Below are 15,014 nucleotides of genomic sequence, written 5' to 3' on the forward strand. Positions count from 1 at the left end.
ATGCCAGCAAGCCTTCCCACGTTGACCCTGATGACCCTGAACATCCACATGGGCTTTGCCCAGTTCAATCGTCGCTTCGTGTTGCCGGAGCTGAAAGCGGCCGTGCATGCGGTGCACGCCGATATCGTGTTCCTGCAGGAAACGCTGGGCAGCCATGCGGGTCACGCGCTGCGCCATGCCGGCTGGCCTGCGCAGGAACAGTCGAGCTTCATTGCCGATTCGCTGTGGGGCAATGTCGCCTATGGCCGCAATGCGGTCTATGACGATGGTCATCACGGCAATGCGGTGTTGTCGAAATTTCCGATCCTGCGCTGGGACAATCACGATATTTCCATTCTCGGCACCGAGCCACGCGGCTTCCTGCATTGCGTGCTCGCGGTGCCGCAAGGCGGCAAGCGGCCGCCGCTGGAAGTGCATGCCATCTGCACCCACCTCGGCTTGCGCGAAACGCATCGCCGGCAGCAGCTGGAGCGCCTGTGCGCCTTCATTGCCGAACTGCCGCCGGAAGCGCCGCTGATCGTCGGTGGCGATTTCAATGACTGGCGCCAGCGCGCCGGCCCGATGCTGGCCAAGGCCGGGCTGGTCGATGCCTTTGTCGCCACTGGCCAGCTCAGCCCGCGCAGCTTCCCGGTACGCGTGCCGCTGCTGCGCCTGGATCGCATCTACGTCCGCGGGGTCACCGTCGCCGCCGCCGACGTGTTGTCGGCGCCGCCGTGGAAACATCTTTCCGATCACGCCGCACTGACCGCCACCTTGCAGCCATGAGCCTTCCAGCCAAAACATCGTCTTCCACCCGGCACTGGACCGAGGGCAATCGGCTGCGCCTGCTCGAGAACGGCGAGGCGTTCTTTCCACTGGTGTTCGAAGCGATCGCCAAGGCGACGCAGGAAGTGCTGATCGAAACCTTCATCCTGTTCGAGGATCAGGTCGGCAACGAGCTTCAAGTGAAATTGATCGAGGCCGCAAGGCGCGGCGTGCACGTCGAACTGGTGGTCGATGGCTATGGCTCGGAGGAATTGACCCCGGCGTTCATCACCGCGCTGACCGACGCTGGCGTCCGCTTCAAGCTGTTCGATCCGCAGCCGCGCAAGCTGGGCTTCCGCACCAACATCTTCCGCCGACTGCATCGCAAGACCGTGGTCATCGATGGCAGGCAGGCGCTGATCGGCGGCATCAATCTGTCGGCCGAGCATCTGCGCGTCTACGGGCCGGAATCGAAGCAGGACTACGCGGTGCTGGTCGAAGGTCCGGTGGTCGAACATATCCGCGCCCACTTCAGCAAGAACAACGATGTCGCGACCAGCCCGCGCTGGCGCTGGCGGCCGTGGCGGAAGCGCCGGGCCGAGACCGGCGACGACGGCAAGACCGGCGCGATGCTGGTGGTGCGCGACAACGATCGGCATCGTGACGATATCGAGCACGTCTATCGCATCGGCATCCGCAATGCGAAGCGCGACATCATTCTCGCCAACGCCTACTTCCTGCCCAGCTATCGGCTGATGCGCGAGTTCCGCCGTGCTGCCGAGCGCGGCGTGCAGGTCCGGCTGATCCTGCAGGGGCGTCCGGACATGCCGATCGTGCGCTGGCTGGCGCGGGCGCTGGACGACGAACTGCTGCGCGCCGGTGCGCGGATCTTCGAGTACCGCGAGCGGCCGCTGCATGCCAAGGTCGCGGTGATCGACGATGACTGGTCGACGGTGGGATCGAGCAATCTCGATCCGCTGAGCTTGTTCCTGAACCTGGAATCGAATCTGGTGATGCGCGATGCCGAGTTCGCGGCTACCTTGCGCAGCAATCTCGAAGGTCTGATCGAGCACAAGTGCCAGGAAGTGACGCTGCACAAGGCACGTCTGCCGCCGATGCTGCGCCGGCTGATCAGCATCCTCGCGTATCACCTGCTGCGCTGGCTGCCGAGTCTGGCCAGCGGTGTGCCGGCGGGTTCTTCAAAGCCGGTGGTGGTGACCGATCAGGGCTTGCCGCCGGTGAGCGAGCATTCCTGAGCCCCTGCTGGAACCAGTCAGGCCGGGCCTGCGCCCGGCCTGACTCCTGCCGGATTCAGCGCGGCGTCGGCGTGTCGGTCTTGCCCGGACCGTAATCATGCGTGGCATCCGGCTCGCCGGTCTTCTTGCCGCTCTGGGTGTTGCTGCTGCCCGGGGTCGTCGGCTTGCCTGCGGTACCGGGTTCCTCTGCCGGAGTGGCCGTCGGCGTGCCGGGCTTGGCACCGCTCTGCGTGCCTTCGGTGCCGCTGCGCTTGTTCTTCTTCAATTTCAGGTTCGACTTTTCGTCCGGCCCGCCGGGTGTCGGGCTGCCGTCGACCTTGCCATTCGCAGTGCCGGTGCCGACGCCGCCGGTGGGTTTGCCGTCGCTCTGGCCTTGGGCCTGCAACTGCGTGGCACTGAGCAGCAGGACGGTTGTCGCGATGAGGGGTCTGATTTTCATGGTGGTTTCTCGCTCGATGATCTGTTGATGGAGGGACCGGTGGGCTGATCTCCCACACCGGCCTCGCAGGAGCCATAAGCGCCCAGACAACAGACATCACCAGGCTGCAGACCTATCCGCAGCGCGCAGCAGGCTCGTGGTGATGTGTGGGCAAGCCCCGCTCTTGCGCACTTGTGTCGATGACGGGCACGTTGGCTGCTGCTTGGGGTCCAAGATTGGTCGGGCTGAGCAGTACGCGCACTGCGTTTCGTCACCCGCGCGGATTTATGACAGGCAGCCTGTACTTCAGCCCGCCATTTCTACTTTCTGGAGGAAATCCAACATGAATTACGTAACCACCGACGACAACACCCGGCTTTTCTACAAGGACTGGGGCCACGGCCGCCCGGTCATCCTGATGTCCGGCTGGCCGCTGTCGTCCGACAGCTGGGACGATCAGGCCATGGACATCGCCGCTGCCGGCTTCCGGGTCATCGCCTATGACCGCCGTGGTTTCGGTCGCTCATCGCAGCCCTGGAGCGGCTACGACTACGACAGCCTGTCCGACGATCTCGCCGCCGTGATCAAGCACACCGAGGCCAAGGACGTGACCCTCGTCGGCTTCTCGATGGGCGGCGGCGAAGTGGCGCGCTACATGTCGCGCCATCAGGGCGCTTCGGTGGTGCAGGCCGCGCTGATCGCTTCGGTGGTGCCGTACATGCTGAAGACCGAAGACAACCCGGAAGGTACCGAGCCGGTGGTGTTCGAGGAGATGACCCAGGGCATGAAGAAAGACCGCGCCAACTTCTTCGCCAGCTTCGCCCGGGATTTCTATGGCGACGGCATGCTGACCCATCCGGTCAGCCAGGAAGTGCTGGACTGGACGCGCGGCATGGCCATGCAGGCCAGTCTGCGTGCGACCCTGGAATGCGCCAAATCCTTCGCGACCACCGATTTCCGCACGGACCTGCCGTCGTTCAAGGTGCCGACCCTGATCATCCACGGTACTGCCGACAAGACCGTGCCGATCGATGGCTCCGCGCGCCCCGCTGCTCAGGCCATCGCCAATTCCACCTTGATCGAATACGAAGACGCGGCGCACGGCCTGTTCGCCACGCACAAGGCGCGATTGAGCGCGGACCTGATCGAGTTTCTACGCAGCGTTTAGCCAGTCGATCAGCAACAGCACGCCAGACGGACCCGCAGGAGCAAGACCGATGAACTTATGGGCAGGCAAGTTTTCAGGAAAGAGTGCGAGCGGGTCCGTAGGCGCTGGCGAAGTAAGGCGTCAAGGCGGGTTCCGGGAGCAACAGCGTCCCGGGATCAATGATGGGCTGCGTGATCTGCTGGCGGCGTATCACCGCAGCGCGTCGATCGACGGCAGAAAAATGCTGATATCGCAGATATGCCTGCAGCTGCGCGCACGTCACCAGCAGAAGGAGCAGGTTTTCTATGTCAGCGTTCGGGAGGCCTTGAGCGCTACCGAACGCGGCTGAGTCTGCCGAAACGACTTAGCCGCGCAGCAGCCCTGGCCAGCGGGCGTGGCTGAAGAAGCCCATCGCCACGGCAGGAATCAGCAACAGCACGGCAGCGATCAGGATCATCGGCAGCGAACTGCTGGCAGTTTCGAGCTTGCCCGATACGCCCAGTTCCTCCGGATAGCGCGGTGCCGGCTGTGCGGTCTGTGCGAAGCCGGCCCTCTGGTCATGGGTCGGACCTGAAGCCGCCGTGTTCGGACAGGCGCTTGCCGACGCACTGCCGCTGTCCGCGCAGGCTCGTCCCGAAGTGCCCGAGATAGGCGCGTCCAGTTGTCTCGAAACAGGTGCGTACATGGCGATCTCCGGCTTACAGGAATGTCGATTCCACAGGCTTGGATGGGGCTGCAAGCTTGAGGAGCAAGCGGCGTTCCCGGACGGAAAGCCGTCACTGCCGGGGTATCGACTTTGTGCCTGCGCCGTTCCCGGCTTGTAAAGAAAGCGCTGGATCAGCGGCATTTTTTACTTGGATCGGCGGCGGCACTCCTCATTGCGAACGGCGATGGCAGCGCCTGCAAGCGCTCTATCAAGTGTCGAACCTGCCGGGCACGCAGCTTGCCGATTTCTCCAAGTGAACAGGATCGCCGCTACGCAACGACGCGTTCCGGCTGTGCGACGAAGCGCACCTTCAGCTTCACCCCCCATTCTTAATACCGTCAATCAAGGAATAACCCGATGACTCAGTCAACGCTGACCGATACGCCGACCCTGCGCGCCCAGGCCCGCAAGCATGTCGAGGATGGCGCCGTAACCGCCGGCTATGCCGCGGACCGCGAAACGGTGCTGAAGCTTCTCAACGAGGCACTGGCCACCGAGCTGGTCTGCGTGCTGCGCTATCGCCGCCATCACTTCATGGCACGCGGCATCAACTCGAAGAGCATCGCCGACGAGTTTCTCGTCCATTCAAACGAAGAGCAGGGCCACGCCGATCAGCTCGCCGAGCGCATCGTGCAGCTCGGCGGCGAACCGGATTTTTCGCCGGATACCCTGACCTGCCGCAGCCACGCCGAGTACGTGGCCGGGGCATCGCTGTCCGACATGATCCGGGAAAACCTGGTCGCCGAACGCATTGCCATCGACAGCTATCGCGAGCTGATCCAGTACCTGGACAAGGCCGATCCGACCACCGGCAAGCTGATCAAGGAAATCCTCGCCGTCGAAGAGCAGCACGCCGACGAGCTGGCGGATTTTCTGGTCGACGTTCCGGCCTGATCGAGCCTGATCGATGCGATCGCCAACGGCGCCCATTTCAGTGTCGGCAACGGAACTGCAGGCATTGAGAGCACTGGCCGACGATCAGCGCGCGTCGATCTCGGTCGACCTGGCCGGTGATCTGGAGCGCAAGGGTCTGGTGCTGCGCGGCTGGGGTGGCATGCACGTGCTGACTTCGGAAGGCGAAGCTGCCTTGCTGGGTCTTGGCAGCTTGATCAAGCCGTAGGAAACATTCTTCCCTTAGGAAACACGCGTCATTCCCGCGCAGGCGGGAATCCAGTTTTGGCTGCAGCGCAACGCATCGGCACTGGATGCCCCCTGCGCGGGCATGACGAGATTTACAGGGATCGTCATTCAATGAGATAGAGACTTCGCGGCCATGGATCTGAAAAGCGGCTACCCATTCTGGGCGGTCAAGAACGGCCTGATGAAGTCGTTTCCGGCATTGACCGCCGATACCCGCTGCGATGTGCTGATCGTCGGCGGCGGCATCACCGCCGCATTGATCGCGCAATCGCTGGCCGATGATGGCCAGTCCGTGGTGGTCATCGAGCAGCGCGATATCGGTTGGGGCAGCAGTGCCGCCAGCACCGCGCTGCTGCAGTACGAGATCGACACCCACATGACCGAACTGGCCTCGCGCTATGGCGAGGACAATGCCGTGCTCGCCTACCGCGCCTGCGCCGATGCGATTCCGCAATTGCAGGAACTGGCGGCAACGGTTCGCGATGTCGATTTCGCCCGCATGCACAGCCTTTACTTCGCCAGCAGCCTGTTTCATGTCGGCCGCCTGAATGCGGAGTACGAACTGCGCCAGCGTCACGGCTTTGCAGTAAGCCTGCTCAAGCGTGGCGAGATACGCGAGCAGTACGGATTTTCATCGGCGATGGCGATCTTCAGTGAACTGGCCGGCCGCATCGATCCCTACCGGCTTACCTATCGCCTGCTGATGCGGCTGGAAAAGCGCGGCGTCTCGATCTTCGATCGCACCCGGCTGGAGTCCTTCGAGGCCTCCACTCGGGGCGTTGTCGCGCGCACCGCCGACGGCATCACCATCACGGCCGGACACCTGGTGTTCGCGGCCGGTTATGCCTCGCAGCAGTATCTCGATACTCGCGTCGCCAGAAACCGCAGCAGCTACGCCTTCATCACCGATCCCATCGATAAGGAAGCCCTCGGCCCGCTGGCCGAAACCATGGTCTGGGAATCGGCACGGCCGTATCTGTACATGCGTTCCACCGGTGACGGCCGCCTGCTGATCGGCGGCGAAGACGATGACATCGATATCCCTCTGCGCCGCGATGCCAGCGTCGACCGCAAGGCCGGCATCCTGCGCAAACGGGTGGCCAAGCTGTTCCCGAATCTGCCCCTGCAGCCGACGTTTGCCTGGGCCGGCACCTTTGCCGAAACCGATGACGGTCTGCCGTTCTTCGGCCCGCATCCGCAGCACGGCCCGCGCGTGCAGTTCGCCATGGCCTATGGCGGCAATGGCATCACCTTCAGCGCGGCCGGTGCCGCGCTGATCACCAAGCTGATTCGCCGCGAGTCACATCCACTGGCGGCGCTGTTCTCGTTCGACCGACTCCATCAACAACGCGCTCCATAACGGCATCACTCAACCCACCGACAAACCCCATGAAAACTTTCCACTGCGATGCCTGCGATGCGCTGGCCTTCTTCGAAAACGTACGCTGCCTGACCTGCAGCGAAGTCCTGGCTTTCGTTCCCGCCGTGCTCGATGTCTGCACGCTGCGGCCGGACGATCAGCGCCCCGAGTTGGGCCTGTTCACCAGCGGCGATGAGAAAACGAGTGGCCAGATTTTCCGCCCGTGCAAGAACGCCACCGATCACGAGATCTGCAACTGGGTGCTGGCCGCCGACGATCCGCACGAGTACTGCGAATCCTGCCGCCTGACCCGCACCATTCCGGACCTCTCCATTCCTGGCAACCTGCAGTTACTGCAGAAGATGGAAACCGCCAAGCGCCGTTTGATCTTCACGCTGATGAGCCTGGGCCTGCCGGTGTTCGGCAAGGACATCGATCCGGTGCGCGGGCTGGTCTATGAGTTCAAGGCCGATCTCAGCGTCGAAGGTGGCGAGCCGGTGCTCACCGGCCACGATGAAGGTGTGATCACCATGAATCTCGCCGAAGCCGATGATGCCGAGCGCGAGCGCCGCCGCCAGAAGTTGAACGAACCATACCGGACGCTGATCGGTCATTTCCGGCATGAGGTGGGCCACTACTACTGGGATCTGCTGGTCCAGGAATCGAAGTGGAGCGAACCCTGCCGAGCCATGTTCGGTGACGAGCGCGAAGACTACGAAGAAGCGCTCAAGAAGCATTACGAGAACGGCGCGCCGGCAGACTGGCCGAGCAACTTCGTCAGCTCCTACGCGACCATGCATCCCTGGGAAGACTGGGCCGAAACCTGGGCGCACTACCTCCACATCGTCGACACCCTGGAAACCGCAGCGGCCTGCGGCTTCGCGCTGATGCCGGCGCGGCCCAACGAGCCGGCGCTGACGCTGATCGATGAAGGCCAGCCGGGCGCCAGCGGATTCGATCTGATGATCGATCGCTGGATCGCGCTCACCTATGCGCTGAACAGCCTCAATCGCAGCCTGGGCCACGCCGACGCCTATCCGTTCGTGCTGACGCCGCCGGTGATCGAGAAGCTCCGCTTCGTCCACGACGTGATCGCCGATGCCGCGACCAGCAATGGCCAGCACGGCGAAGTCCTCGAGACGCTGGAAGAAGCGGCGACGGCCTGAGAAGTCGCGGCAGCAGAGGCGCAATGAAAAGGCCGCCGGCAGAAATGCCGGCGGCCTTTTCATATCTCGTCATCCCCGCGTAGGCGGGGATCCAGTTGGGGCTGTCGCGCGCTGCATCGGAACTGGACACCCGCCTTCGCGGGCATGACGGCGTTATCCCTGCCTAAGGCGCCAGGCTCTCGAACACACGCTTCAGCCGGTCCGGACTGGCCGGCTTGACGAAGTGCAGATCGAAGCCGGCATTGACTGCGTTCTGCTTGTCCTCGGCCTGGCCCCAGCCAGTCACCGCGACCAGCTTGATCGGATGGCTGGCTGCGGCGGTTTCCCGCAGCGCCCGGGCCACTTCGTAGCCGGAGATGTCCGGCAGGCCGATGTCGAGGAAGGCGATGTGCGGCTTCAGTTCCTGCGCCAGCGCGATCGCTTCGCGGCCGGTGAACGCCGTGCGTACCTCGTGGCCGTCGATCTCCAGCAGGATCGCCAGCGATTCGGCGGCGTCGCGGTTGTCGTCGGCAATCAGCACTCTCAGCGCCTGCGCAGCCGGCGCCAGGGGCGGCGATTCCTCGGTCTGCGCGGCGATCGCTGTGCTGCGCACGATCGGCAGGCAGACGCGGAAGCTGCTGCCGCGGCCCAGGCCGGGGCTGCTCGCTTCGATGCTGCCGCCGTGCAGTTCGACGATGCCCTTGACCAGGGTCAGGCCGATGCCCAGGCCGCCTTCCGAGCGGCTTTTCGCGGACTGCACCTGCGAGAACATGTCGAACACGCCGCCGAGCTGCTCCGAGGTCAGGCCGATGCCGGAGTCGCGGACCTCGAAGACCAGATCGTTGCCGCTGACACTCGCCGACAAAGCAATGCGGCCGGGTGCGTCGGTGTACTTCGCGGCATTGGTCAGCAGATTGGTCAGCACTTGCGAAAGGCGAACCGGATCGCCGTCGATGTCCTGATCGAAACGCGGGCGCTGCACGTCGAGGCGATGGCCGCGGCTCTTGACCAGCGGACCGGCGCTTTCCAGCGCGGCCTCGATCACGCTGTCGATCGAGATATGGTTTTTCTTCAGTTCCATCTTGCCGCGCGTGATCCGGGAGATGTCGAGCAGATCGTCGAGCAGCCGCGCCATGTGCTGCACCTGGCGCTGGATGATCGAGGTGCTGACGGTGATTTCGCGGCTGCCGATGCTGGGTAGCGACAGCACTTCCGCTGCATTGCGGATCGGCGAGAGCGGGTTGCGCAGCTCGTGGGCGAGAGTGGCCAGGAACTCGTCCTTGCGGCGATCGGCCTCATGCAGCGCCATCAAGGTCCGCTTGCGTTCGGTGGCGTCGCGGAAATAGATGCTGATGCCGCCGGGTGTCGTCGGATAGACCGAGACCTCGAACCAGCGACTCCAGGGCTCGTAGTAGTAATCGAACACGGCGGCTGTGCGCGCGTTCATGGCGCCGCGCACGGCGACCGCATACACCTTGTCATCGAGCGCCGGATAAAGCGTCCAGAAATGGCCGCCCAGCAGATCGGCGCGCTGCACGGCGAGCAGCTTTTCAGCGGCGCGATTGGCGTAGGTGATGGTCCATTCCGGATCGATCGACAGAAAGCCTTCGTTGATCGATTCGAGAATGCTGTCGCGATCGGCCTTGAGCTTGGCTTCCACTCTCAGCGCTTCGCGGCGGGTGCTGGCCAGGGTCAGCACGCTGGTCACCCGGGCCACCAGTTCCTGCGCCCGGAACGGCTTGGTCAGGTAATCGTCGGCGCCGGCGCGCAGGCCTTCCACGCGTGCTTCTTCACCGGCACGTGCCGACAGCAGCAGCAGCGGAATCGAGGCCGTGGCCGGATCGGCCCGCAAGGCTTTCAGCAGCTCGAAGCCATCGAGGCCCGGCATCATCACATCGCTGACCACCAGATCGGGCTTGTCGCGCTGGATCGCCTGCAAGGCGTCGAGGCCGTCGCCGACGGCCAGCACCTCGCAGCTCTCCGAAAGCAGGCGCTTCACGTAGTTGCGCATGTCGGCATTGTCGTCGGCGAGGACGATGCGCGGCCGGTTGTCGGGGCGCTGAACCTGGGTTGCCAGTTCTGGCTGCTGCTCCTCCAGTTCCAGGCTCCAGCGTTCCGCTTCGGCGGCATAGCTGCGCGCCCGCTTCGAGATCAGATCGGGCTGGCGCGGCGCCACCGCGAGGTCCGCCTGGGCGCCGCGCTGCGCCATCGGGATCGATACCGTGAACTCGGTGCCGGCGCCCAGGGTGCTGGTCACCGCCACGACGCCGCCATGCAGCTTGGCCAGTTCCCAGACCAGCGCCAGGCCGATGCCGGTGCCTTCATGGGTGCGGCCGAGCGAGCCCTTGACTCTCCGGAAGCGCTCGAAGATCTGCGGCAGCTCGGAGGCTGGAATGCCGATGCCGGTATCGCGCACCTTGAGCAGTACATTCGATCCAGCCGCCACCAGGCTGACGGCGATGCTGCCGCTGAGGGTGAACTTGTAGGCGTTGGAAAGCAGATTGAGGATGATCTGTTCCCACATCTCCCGATCGACCCAGACCGGCTCCGGCAGCGCCGGGCAATGCACCGTCAGGCTCAGGCCGGCGCGTTCGGTGGAGGAACGGAACAGGCTGGCGAGTTCGGCGGTGAACGCCGGCAGGTCGGTTGGTTCGAACTGCAGCTCGAGGCGGCCGGCTTCGATGCGCGAAAAATCGAGCAAGGTGTTGACCAGCTTCAGCAAGCGCTCCTGGTTGCGATGCACCAGCGCCAGCTGCTCGCCGGCCAGCGTCTGGCCGGGGCTGTCCAGCGCGGCTTCGGTGGGGCCGAGCATCAAGGTCAGCGGGGTGCGGAACTCGTGGCTGACATTGGAGAAGAACGCGGTCTTGGCGCTGTCTAGCTCGGCCAGTTCTTCGGCGCGCCGGCGCTCGAAGGCATAGGCGCGGGCGGAGGTCAGCGCGGCCGACAACTGGCCGAGCAGCAGCTTCAGGAAATCGGCATAGGCGCTGCTGAATGGCCGGTCCGGATTGAGGCCGGCGATGAAGACGCCGATCGGTCGCGCCCGCGCCGTGTCCTGGCGATGGCCGGCAATCGGCATCAGCACCGCCTGGGTCGGCGCTCGTTGTCCGGATGGCTCCGGCAGCTTGCCGAACGGCAGGGCCGCAACGATCTGTGGTTCTCCGCTGGCCAGCACGGCGTCCAGCGGCCAGTCCTGTCTGGCGTCACGGGCCAGCCGCGCCAGCTGCTCCGGAGGAACGCCGGTCTGGGCGGCGAGCGAAATGCCGCTGTCGTTGTCGTCGCACAGCAAGGTGATCGAGAACGGCACCGACTGCCGCGCTGCGGACAACTGTTCTTCGAGGATCGAGAACAGCTCGTTCTCGGTGTTCGCTGCGCTGAACGCCGCAGACAGATCGCGCAGCTGGGCCAGGTGCTGCTCGCCGATGACCCGGTCGGTCTCTTCGACGACGACGCAGAGCAGACCCCGGTTGATGCCGTCGTCGCCGACCAGCGGGCTGTACGAAAACGTGTGGTACGTCTCCTCGCGTTCGCCACCGCGCTCCAGATACAGGCACAGGGCTTCGTCCCAGGTGGAAAGGCCCTGGCCGATCACTGCATCGATTCGGGGTTTGACCTCCGGCCAGATCTCGCTCCAGATCTCTCGGGTGGCGCGGCCCAGTGCCCAGTCATGCTTGACGCCCAGGGTCGGCCGATAGGCGTCGTTGTAGAAGAAGGCCAGGTCGTCGCCCCAGCCCACCCACATCGCGAAGCGCGAGCCCAGCATCAGGCGCACTGCGGTCTGCAGGCTCAGTGGCCAGTTTTCAGGGCTGCCGACGGTCGACGAGGCCCAGTCGTGCCCCGCCATCCGCTCGGCCATCTCGCCGCTCGCGCCGAAGAAGGTCGCGGCATTCGGCCCTCTGGTTTCAACCATGTGCCATGTCCTGAAAGCTCTGTCGTACCCTGATCAGCCACGAAAAAGAGGCTGCCGAAGCAGCCTCTTTTGCATCAATGAACGCGTGGCGTCAGTTGTTCATCCGCGCTTCGCTGCGGTCGGCGCGATTCTGCTGGCGCTGCTCGGCATTCTTCTGCGCGGTTTCGATCAACTGCTGACCGGCCAGACCCTGACGCTCATCGCGACGAGCCTGACGGTTTTCCTGGCGCTGCTCGGCATTGGCCTGAGCCTGCTCGCGAAGCTGGTCACTGCTCAGCGCCGGCTGGGCGTTCGCGCGGCGTTCCTCACGGTTCGCCTTGCGTTCGGCGGCGTTCTTCTGCGCAGTTTCCTTCAGCTGCTCACCGGCCAGACCCTGACGCTCGTCGCGACGGGCCTGACGGTTTTCCTGGCGCTGCGCGGCGTTGTCCTTCGCGGTTTCGCGCAACTGCGGGCGAGCGGCGGGCGTCTGTGCGGCGCTATCGCTCGAACGGACCACGGTCTCGCCGTTGGCCGGTGTCAGCTCTCTGCGGTAAGTGACGTCGAAGGCCTTGCCGTCGAACGGCCGGCTGCTGTCGAACTTGCTCGAGTAGTCGGTCTTCGCGGAGGTCTTGGTTTCCTTGTCCGACGAAGCGGTGCCTTCAATCTTGGTGTTGCGGCTGGCATCGCGGTTGTAGTCGACCGCCATCTCGACCTTGCCGAGACGCAGGGCGCGGCCAGGCGCGGCCACCGGCTCGCGCTCGCCGTTCAGGGTGAAGCTGGTTTCGAGCTTGGTGTCGCTCTTGGCATCGACCGTTCGGGAGGCGTCGGCATTATCGAACAGCACCTTGGTGGTCCGGCTGCCATCGGTGTTGCGCTCGAAGGCCGTCGTGTAGCTGCGCGACAGGCTGCCGTCGCTGTTGGTGGACGTGGCGGAATCGAAGTTGAAACTGGAGCTGCCATCGCCCTTGCCGACATCGCTGAGCAGCGACGGACGATCAGCCCGGTTGGCGGCGCGTTCACGGAGCGCTTCGAGCCCCGGCAGGCTGCTGGCATCGGCACTGGCCAGGGCCATCGCCCCGTTGTTCGAGGACACGGCATCGGCGAAACGGTCAGCACGTGCGGCGCGGGCGGCCTGCACCGAACGCAGCGGCGTCAGCAGTACCGAGCTGCCCAAATTCGGAAACACGTTCAGTGCGGCAGTCCGGCCAGGGGCCAGCAGTCCCGGTGCGGCGCTGGCCGAACCCGTGGCTACCAGAAAGGCGAGTACGAAGGCTTTCTTCTTCATGTTCATGGTCAGCTCCTGCTTCTTTATTGGAATTAGCGAAATTTAGGGGAATTCTGAGATTGACTAAGCGGGTGCCTGTCGGCTCGACGAGATACCTGCGAAACGCTTCATGAAGAGCGTCCGGCTGCTTTTTTGCAGATCGGCCCCTGTTCGACTTGCTCAGAAATCTGGACGAGTCGTGCTCTTCAGTGGCATGCCTGACAGTAGAGCAACCGCCGTTCCCGGACCGGCAAGAAATTCGCAAGCAGTTACTGGGAAAGGCTTTTTTCTGTTGGCGTGGGAAGGGTCCGGGGAGGATCGTCGGCAATCCCGCATCGGTCAGGTGGCGTGGTGCCCGGATGATCGGTAGAAAGTACGCGTCAAACGAAGTCTGCGGATGGCGTTTCGATCAGCGCCTGATCGGCAGAACGAGAAAGGCCGGGCCGACCTGCATCGGCCCGGCCCGGATGCCGCTTCAGCGGCTGCTGTCGGCGTCTGCCAGTTCGCGCAGACGCAGCTTTTCGTTCTCGCCAGGCTCGTAGGTTTCGCCGAGCATGATCGCCTTGGCGATACCGAAGGCGTTGACGATGCCGCTGCTCGGCGCGTCCCAGTATTCGGCCTGGATGATGCGGACATGAATCACCGTCAATGTCGGATCGTCGATGCCTTCCGGAAACCAGGCCTTGTGAACCGGCTTCCACAGGCGCCGGATCCGTTCGAGATCGCGTGTCGCGGTGGCCGTACCGGATACCGACACGAAGCGGTGATGGACCGGGTCGGCGTAGGAAAGATTGACGTGCTGGTCATCGGCAATCTCGTCGACCTTCGGCGACTTGTTCGAGGTGAAGAACCACAGGTCACCGACGCCTTCCTGGGCATCGATATCCAGCGTCTGCAGCGGCCGGCTGCGGATCAGGCCGTCGTGGTCGGTGGTCGTGAACATCGCCACCTTCACGTCCTTGATCAGTTCTCTCAGTTTCAGAATGCTCATGTCGGTTGTCTCCGGATGGATGGCCAGTGAAAGGGCCGGGCCCTCATGGGCCACGACGATCAGGGGCATCTCGTGTGCCCACGGCCAGCACGTCGTCGGCCGGTTCATCCCGGAGCGCGGACAAGCGTGTCCACGCGGCAGCGAACTCGGCACCGAACAGGAACACGGCGGCCGAATAGAACAGCCACATCAGAATCACCGCCAGCGAACCGGCGGCGCCGAAGGCATTGGCGGTACCGGCGCGGGCGAGATAAAGCCCGAACAGATGCTTGCCGGCGGTGAACAGCACGGCGGCCACCAGCGCGCCGGCAAATACGTCGCGCCAGCGCAGAGGCTGCTCCGGCATCAGGCGCAGCAGGATCGCGAAGATCGTGCACAGCATCAGCAGCACCGTGGCCTGCTGGGCGACATAGAGCACGCTGTCGACGCCCCACAGCCATTCGATCGCGACGGTCATGCCGGCATCGAGCACCAGCAGCACCAGCATCAGGAAGCTGATGCCGATGACGATACCGAACGACATCAAGCGCACTTTCAGCAGCTGGCGGGCGCCGACCCACAGCGTCGAAGTGGCCGGCGGCGCAATGGCATCGGAGCGACGCCAGATGGTGTTCACCGCGTCGTGCAACTGCGAGAAGGTGGCCGAGGCACCGACGATGATCGCGATCGTCGAGATCGTCGTTGTCCAGCTGCTGTTGTCGGCTTTCCAGGCGCTGGCGACCATGGTCTGGATGACCTTTGCACCATCGTCACCGGTAAGTCCTGCAATCTCCTTGAGCAGGCGGCCCTGCACGGCTTCGGGGCCGAAGAAGAAGCCGGCCACGGCGATGACGATCACCAGAGTCGGCGCCAGCGAGAACGAGGCGAAGAAGGCGACGGCGGCGGCCATCGTCACGCAACTGTCCGATACCCAGCGGGCGCCGGCTTCGAGAAAGCTTTGCCAGCAGAGACTGAGCA

At 64.1% G+C, this 15,014-nt stretch carries 14 protein-coding genes; 8 read left to right on the forward strand and 6 right to left on the reverse strand.

Annotated features, from left to right (window positions below; translation table 11 throughout):
* The first annotated feature begins 30 nt into the window (after positions 1 to 30).
* Positions 31 to 765 (forward strand): endonuclease/exonuclease/phosphatase family protein, encoded by a 735-nt coding sequence (locus tag Q0D45_RS08900; RefSeq protein WP_366946394.1) that lies wholly within the window; start codon positions 31 to 33, stop codon positions 763 to 765.
* A complete protein-coding gene (gene clsB / locus Q0D45_RS08905) occupies positions 762 to 2,000 on the forward strand; it encodes a cardiolipin synthase ClsB (protein ID WP_293391471.1) in 1,239 nt (412 codons plus the stop codon). Before Q0D45_RS08900 ends, clsB begins: the two co-directional genes overlap by 4 nt.
* Before the next feature lie 55 nt (positions 2,001 to 2,055).
* Here the strand turns inward: clsB and Q0D45_RS08910 are convergent, their stop codons facing one another.
* Positions 2,056 to 2,439 (reverse strand): hypothetical protein, encoded by a 384-nt coding sequence (locus Q0D45_RS08910; protein ID WP_293391474.1) that lies wholly within the window; start codon positions 2,437 to 2,439, stop codon positions 2,056 to 2,058.
* 322 nt (positions 2,440 to 2,761) lie between these two features.
* Here Q0D45_RS08910 and Q0D45_RS08915 point away from each other — a divergent pair, with 322 nt between their 5' ends.
* Positions 2,762 to 3,586 carry an alpha/beta hydrolase gene (locus Q0D45_RS08915; protein ID WP_293391476.1) on the forward strand — a complete coding sequence of 275 codons (825 nt, stop codon included), beginning with the start codon at positions 2,762 to 2,764 and terminating at the stop codon, positions 3,584 to 3,586.
* Positions 3,587 to 3,635: 49 nt separating this feature from the next.
* Positions 3,636 to 3,914 (forward strand): hypothetical protein, encoded by a 279-nt coding sequence (locus tag Q0D45_RS08920; protein ID WP_293391479.1) that lies wholly within the window; start codon positions 3,636 to 3,638, stop codon positions 3,912 to 3,914.
* Positions 3,915 to 3,929: 15 nt separating this feature from the next.
* On the opposite strand, the gene Q0D45_RS08925 is transcribed toward Q0D45_RS08920, so the two are convergent.
* A complete protein-coding gene (locus Q0D45_RS08925; protein ID WP_293391482.1) occupies positions 3,930 to 4,250 on the reverse strand; it encodes a hypothetical protein in 321 nt (106 codons plus the stop codon).
* A 378-nt stretch (positions 4,251 to 4,628) separates the two neighbouring features.
* On the opposite strand from Q0D45_RS08925, the gene Q0D45_RS08930 reads away from it, so the two are divergent.
* From Q0D45_RS08930 to Q0D45_RS08945, 4 genes are all read left to right on the forward strand, one after another.
* A complete protein-coding gene (locus tag Q0D45_RS08930) occupies positions 4,629 to 5,165 on the forward strand; it encodes a ferritin-like domain-containing protein (RefSeq protein ID WP_293391485.1) in 537 nt (178 codons plus the stop codon).
* Between the two features lie 13 nt (positions 5,166 to 5,178).
* Positions 5,179 to 5,391 (forward strand): hypothetical protein, encoded by a 213-nt coding sequence (locus Q0D45_RS08935; protein WP_293391488.1) that lies wholly within the window; start codon positions 5,179 to 5,181, stop codon positions 5,389 to 5,391.
* Between the two features lie 153 nt (positions 5,392 to 5,544).
* Positions 5,545 to 6,771, forward strand: coding sequence for an FAD-dependent oxidoreductase (locus tag Q0D45_RS08940; RefSeq protein ID WP_293391491.1), 1,227 nt, complete (start codon positions 5,545 to 5,547; stop codon positions 6,769 to 6,771).
* Positions 6,772 to 6,800: 29 nt separating this feature from the next.
* Positions 6,801 to 7,937, forward strand: a complete 1,137-nt coding sequence (locus Q0D45_RS08945) for a putative zinc-binding metallopeptidase (protein ID WP_293391494.1) — start codon at positions 6,801 to 6,803, stop codon at positions 7,935 to 7,937.
* A gap of 163 nt (positions 7,938 to 8,100) precedes the next feature.
* Here Q0D45_RS08945 and Q0D45_RS08950 read toward each other — a convergent pair whose 3' ends face one another.
* From Q0D45_RS08950 to Q0D45_RS08965, 4 genes are all read right to left on the reverse strand, one after another.
* Complete coding sequence (locus Q0D45_RS08950; RefSeq protein ID WP_293391497.1) at positions 8,101 to 11,823, reverse strand: ATP-binding protein; 3,723 nt, start codon at positions 11,821 to 11,823, stop codon at positions 8,101 to 8,103.
* A gap of 91 nt (positions 11,824 to 11,914) precedes the next feature.
* Positions 11,915 to 13,093 (reverse strand): hypothetical protein, encoded by a 1,179-nt coding sequence (locus Q0D45_RS08955; protein WP_293391499.1) that lies wholly within the window; start codon positions 13,091 to 13,093, stop codon positions 11,915 to 11,917.
* A gap of 448 nt (positions 13,094 to 13,541) precedes the next feature.
* On the reverse strand, positions 13,542 to 14,057 hold the full coding sequence (locus tag Q0D45_RS08960) for a pyridoxamine 5'-phosphate oxidase family protein (RefSeq protein WP_293391502.1): 516 nt from the start codon (positions 14,055 to 14,057) through the stop codon (positions 13,542 to 13,544).
* A 43-nt stretch (positions 14,058 to 14,100) separates the two neighbouring features.
* Positions 14,101 to 15,014 (reverse strand): YihY/virulence factor BrkB family protein (locus tag Q0D45_RS08965; RefSeq protein ID WP_293391505.1); only part of this gene is annotated, 914 nt, incomplete at its 5' end.

The sequence above is a fragment of the Nevskia sp. genome (genome assembly GCF_023266035.1).
Classification (GTDB): Bacteria; Pseudomonadota; Gammaproteobacteria; order Nevskiales; family Nevskiaceae; genus Nevskia.

Coding starts and splice junctions, on each gene's coding strand:
- Q0D45_RS08900 (WP_366946394.1), top strand. CDS start 31: ATGACCCTGAACATCCACATGGGCTTTGCCCAGTTCAATCGTCGCTTC.
- clsB (WP_293391471.1), top strand. CDS start 762: ATGAGCCTTCCAGCCAAAACATCGTCTTCCACCCGGCACTGGACCGAG.
- Q0D45_RS08910 (WP_293391474.1), bottom strand. CDS start 2,439: ATGAAAATCAGACCCCTCATCGCGACAACCGTCCTGCTGCTCAGTGCC.
- Q0D45_RS08915 (WP_293391476.1), top strand. CDS start 2,762: ATGAATTACGTAACCACCGACGACAACACCCGGCTTTTCTACAAGGAC.
- Q0D45_RS08920 (WP_293391479.1), top strand. CDS start 3,636: ATGAACTTATGGGCAGGCAAGTTTTCAGGAAAGAGTGCGAGCGGGTCC.
- Q0D45_RS08925 (WP_293391482.1), bottom strand. CDS start 4,250: ATGTACGCACCTGTTTCGAGACAACTGGACGCGCCTATCTCGGGCACT.
- Q0D45_RS08930 (WP_293391485.1), top strand. CDS start 4,629: ATGACTCAGTCAACGCTGACCGATACGCCGACCCTGCGCGCCCAGGCC.
- Q0D45_RS08935 (WP_293391488.1), top strand. CDS start 5,179: ATGCGATCGCCAACGGCGCCCATTTCAGTGTCGGCAACGGAACTGCAG.
- Q0D45_RS08940 (WP_293391491.1), top strand. CDS start 5,545: ATGGATCTGAAAAGCGGCTACCCATTCTGGGCGGTCAAGAACGGCCTG.
- Q0D45_RS08945 (WP_293391494.1), top strand. CDS start 6,801: ATGAAAACTTTCCACTGCGATGCCTGCGATGCGCTGGCCTTCTTCGAA.
- Q0D45_RS08950 (WP_293391497.1), bottom strand. CDS start 11,823: ATGGTTGAAACCAGAGGGCCGAATGCCGCGACCTTCTTCGGCGCGAGC.
- Q0D45_RS08955 (WP_293391499.1), bottom strand. CDS start 13,093: ATGAACATGAAGAAGAAAGCCTTCGTACTCGCCTTTCTGGTAGCCACG.
- Q0D45_RS08960 (WP_293391502.1), bottom strand. CDS start 14,057: ATGAGCATTCTGAAACTGAGAGAACTGATCAAGGACGTGAAGGTGGCG.